The following is a 3,316-nucleotide window of genomic DNA, read 5'->3' as shown; positions in this document are numbered from 1 at the left end:
CGGGCATTGGCCGACGCCGCCGCCAGTCAGGACCTTGACGCCCTGCGCAGCCAGTTCGTCGAGACAGCCAAGACCTGCAAGGGCTGTCATCAGCAGTATCGCGCTGACTGATATAGCCAAAGCTCCGTCAAGACGCAAAAGCGCCGCCATGAGATTGCTCGTGGCGGCGCTTTTGCGTCTTGGCATACTTGAGGGCGAAAGTGAGAGCGAAAGCATGAGTGAGAACGAGCAGAGCTTACGGCAACTGCGCCCCCTGCCAGATGACCAGAACGGCAATGCCGATCGCCAACCCCAGTGCGAGCCACCTGCGTGTCCCTGAAGGTGATACTGGCTCGCCCTCATCCACTACCGATTCATCGCGCCTGAAATGCTTGCGGCCATGCACCATCGCCCAGATCAACCACTCACCGCGCAGGCCATGCCAGACGATGGCCATCAGATGCAGGGCGATCAGCCCCCACAGCAGCGTGATATTGGTGTGATGCACCCAGGCCAGCCCCTCGGCGACACTCGCTGGGACCCGGTCATGCAGGGGCCCTTCGAACAGCAGATCATCGGTGAGAAACAGCCCGCTCGAGGCCTGAATCGCCAGCACCAGCAACATGGCCAGCGTCATCCAGCCACCCAGGGGATTGTGGCCTGCATGGCGTGGCGCGCGCCCCGCCAGAAAGTCACCGGCGTAGCGCCAGGTCGTGCGCGGTGACGCCACGAAGCGGCTGAAGCGAGCATGCCCGCTGCCCACCAGCCCCCAGATGACGCGAAACACCACCAGCCCGATCACGCAATATCCCAGCCGTGCGTGCCAGACCATCGGAAAATCGAGCCCTGCGCCCACCTCGGCGGTGTACCACATGCCGATGATCGCCAGGATCAGCAGCAGGTGAAACAGCCGGATGGCCAGCCCCCAGATCACGACTCTGCGCAGCGGCGAAGGCTCACCCTGATCATGAAGCACCGTCTCAGACGAGGACTTGCGGAATCGGTTCGAACTCATCCTGATGACTCCCTCAGCGAATGAACCTTTGATGGCACGACACGTGATCAGGCAGCGATAGGCAGCCAACGAGCGACTACAGGCCAGTATAGGTGGCCGTGACCTGGCGACCCACGGTAAATCAATCGGCCGTGGCGCCATGAGACATGTGAAATATCAGTAATGAAGCGCTGATTCAGCACTTTCCACTGCCAGCTGCCACCTTGGCAGCATCGCCTGACGCTTGATGACATTATATGCTGCGTAGATTGTCTGCAGCTTGTGGGGACTCGGCCTCTTGAAGGCCCCCTGCATGTGCCGCCCGTCTTCACCTCGCCTGCGCAGAACGGAACTCTCGCCATGTCATCGCCTTCCACGGCCAGTACCTCGCATGCCTCTCGGGGCGACACCCCCGGTGCGGGCTCGCCTCCCCGGCAGCCAGTCAGCGGTCGCCACTTATGGCAACAGGCACTCAACCAGACCCTGCCGGTGATGTTCGGCTATATCCCGCTGGGCGCTGCCTTCGGCGTGCTGTTCACCCAGCTGCCGTTGAGCCCCTGGCTGGGCCTTCTCATGTCATTGGTCATCCTGGCCGGGGCCGGCCAGTTCCTGGCGGTGGCATTGCTCGGTGCAGGCGCCGGCATCACCGAGGTCTTCGTGGCCACACTGCTGCTCAATTCGCGCCACCTCTTCTACGGCCTGTCGCTGCTGGAGCGCTTCCGCGCGGCGGGCCTTGGCAAGCTCTACCTCATCTTCGGGCTGACCGATGAAACCTACTCACTGCTGGCCAGCCTGCCGCGCAGCGGCGAGCGCGATGATCCCGTGGCGCGCCGTGATGACCAGCGCCTGATGTTGCGCATCACCTTCCTCAACCAATCCTGGTGGGTACTGGGGACGCTGCTGGGTCTGGCAGCCGGACAGCTCAGCTTTGACAGCAGCGGCATCGAGTTCGCGTTGACGGCGCTGTTCGTGGTGCTGGGCATCGAACAGTGGTTCGCCCTGCGCGAGCGCTGGCCCTTCATGCTCGGCCTGCTGGTCACGCTCGCGGGCCTGTGGCTGCTGCCGGAAGACCAGCTGTTGCTGGGCAGCATCGCGGCAGCCTGCGCTCTCCTGCTCGGGCAATATCATTACCAGCGTGGCAAACAACAGCCACACGGCAAGCACGCCTCGCGTGACGATCATCACCATCAAGGCAAGTCTGGCGCGTGCCAGACTGAGCACAATCAAGCCTCGGAGCACACCACCCCATGACGACCCTGCAGGCCTTGCTGTTGATCGCCGTGTCAGCCGGTGCGACCTTCGCCACGCGCGCGCTGCCCTTCGTTTTTCTGTCCCGCCATTCGGCCCATCCGCTGATTCTGCATATGGGCCGCTATCTGCCGGCCATCGTCATGGTCGTGCTGATCATCGTCTCGCTGTCGGCCATGCAACTGCCTGACATGTCAGAGTCCGCGCACCGCATCTCGGCCTGGCGGAGCTGGCTTGAGAGCGCCGAGGGCGCCGGCATGCTGGTCGCGGCCCTCTGCGTGGCGGGACTGCATCTGTGGCGACGCAATGCGCTGCTCTCGATTGCCGTCGGTACCGGGCTTTACATGGCGTGGCTGCAGCTGGGCGGTGTCTGAGGCTTGCGATCCAGCACGTGAGCGGTCACAGTCATGTCATTACATGAGCAATTCATCAAGGGAGCCCACCATGAACCGCGATATCGCCGATGTGCGCAGAACCTATTCCGGTGATGGCCTGAGCCTTGCGAACACACCGCTGGAACCCTTCGAGCTGTTTCAGGAGTGGTTGACCAGCGCCCTGTCCGCCGATGACAACGACGCCAATGTCATGACGCTCTCCACCGTCGACAGCCAGGGCAAGCCGCATGCGCGCATCGTGCTGCTCAAGGGCTGCGACAGTGAAGGCTTCATCTTCTATACCAACTATCAGAGCCACAAGGGCAGCGAACTGGCCAATGTGCCCTTCGCCGCGCTGACCTTCTGGTGGCCCGCGCTGGAGCGCCAGGTGCGTATCGAAGGCAGCGTCGAGAAAGTCGCGGATGCCACCTCCGATCAGTACTTCGCCTCACGCCCCAAGGAGAGCCAGCTGGGCGCCTGGGTCTCGCAGCAGAGTGTCGAGATTCCCGATCGCGAATGGCTCAGCGAGCGCCAGGGTCGCTTCGAGCAGGTCTATGCCACCACCGAAGTGCCGCGTCCGGAGCATTGGGGCGGCTATCGCGTAGTGCCGGAGATGATCGAATTCTGGCAGGGGCAGCCCTCGCGCCTGCACGATCGCGTGCGCTACCAGCGCCTGGACACCGAAGACGGCGAATGGCACAAGCAACTGCTGGCGCCCTGA

At 63.1% G+C, this 3,316-nt stretch carries 5 protein-coding genes; 4 read left to right on the top strand and 1 reads right to left on the bottom strand.

The window, feature by feature from the left end; all coding sequences use genetic code 11:
- The first annotated feature begins 6 nt into the window (after positions 1-6).
- A complete protein-coding gene (locus AC4FAH_RS14020; RefSeq protein WP_490246254.1) occupies positions 7-111 on the top strand; it encodes a cytochrome c in 105 nt (34 codons plus the stop codon).
- Between the two features lie 124 nt (positions 112-235).
- Here AC4FAH_RS14020 and AC4FAH_RS14015 read toward each other — a convergent pair whose 3' ends face one another.
- The gene (locus AC4FAH_RS14015) at positions 236-994 is read right to left on the bottom strand and encodes a cytochrome b/b6 domain-containing protein (RefSeq protein ID WP_490246253.1); all 759 of its coding nucleotides are present in this window, start codon (positions 992-994) and stop codon (positions 236-238) included.
- A 339-nt stretch (positions 995-1,333) separates the two neighbouring features.
- On the opposite strand from AC4FAH_RS14015, the gene AC4FAH_RS14010 reads away from it, so the two are divergent.
- From AC4FAH_RS14010 to pdxH, 3 genes are all read left to right on the top strand, one after another.
- A complete protein-coding gene (locus tag AC4FAH_RS14010) occupies positions 1,334-2,224 on the top strand; it encodes an AzlC family ABC transporter permease (RefSeq protein WP_490246252.1) in 891 nt (296 codons plus the stop codon).
- Positions 2,221-2,595: a branched-chain amino acid transporter permease gene (locus tag AC4FAH_RS14005; protein ID WP_213113814.1), complete on the top strand. Its 375-nt coding sequence runs from the start codon at positions 2,221-2,223 to the stop codon at positions 2,593-2,595. Before AC4FAH_RS14010 ends, AC4FAH_RS14005 begins: the two co-directional genes overlap by 4 nt.
- A gap of 70 nt (positions 2,596-2,665) precedes the next feature.
- Positions 2,666-3,316 (top strand): pyridoxamine 5'-phosphate oxidase, encoded by a 651-nt coding sequence (gene pdxH / locus AC4FAH_RS14000; RefSeq protein WP_043333565.1) that lies wholly within the window; start codon positions 2,666-2,668, stop codon positions 3,314-3,316.

The sequence above is a fragment of the Cobetia sp. genome (genome assembly GCF_983723665.1).
Note: the sequence above shows the minus strand (reverse complement) of the source record. Positions and strands in the feature narration are given on the sequence as shown.